Source organism: Brevibacillus sp. MER 51, assembly GCF_023714195.1.
In the GTDB taxonomy this organism is placed as follows: domain Bacteria; phylum Bacillota; class Bacilli; order Brevibacillales; family Brevibacillaceae; genus Brevibacillus.
Genome location: NZ_JAMAUS010000070.1, coordinates 1 through 416, shown reverse-complemented (window position 1 = coordinate 416; position 416 = coordinate 1). Strand labels below are relative to the sequence as shown.

General features: G+C 33.7%; 2 protein-coding genes. Both read left to right on the top strand.

The features are described from left to right. Positions 1 to 147, top strand: a 147-nt coding sequence (locus tag M3630_RS30680) for a DAK2 domain-containing protein (RefSeq protein WP_251254682.1), incomplete at its 5' end; no start/stop codon positions are given. After that, positions 140 to 416: dihydroxyacetone kinase phosphoryl donor subunit DhaM (gene dhaM, locus M3630_RS30675; protein WP_251254681.1), on the top strand; the 277-nt coding region annotated here is incomplete at its 3' end. The genes M3630_RS30680 and dhaM, both read left to right, overlap by 8 nt.

Genomic DNA, 416 nt, shown 5'->3' with positions numbered 1-416 from the left:
CAATTAGCAGATAATACAAAAGATATGGTAGCAACGAAAGGTAGAGCTGCATATTTTGGAGAAGAATCAAAAGGTTATATTGATCCAGGTGCTCAAAGTATGGTTTATATTTTAAACGCTTTGATTGGAGATGAAGATAATGCCTAAAATTATACTTGTTAGCCACAGTAAAGAAATTGCAAGTGGTACAAAATCTTTGTTAAAGCAAATGGCAGGTGACGTTGATATTATACCAATCGGGGGATTACCAGATGGTTCAATTGGAACTTCATTTGATATCATCCAAGAAGTTTTGACTAAATTAGAGGATGATGCATTGTGTTTTTACGATATTGGATCTTCAGAAATGAATGTAGATATGGCAATTGAAATGTATGATGGTAATCATCGTGTGTTAAAAGTTGATGCACCAATTG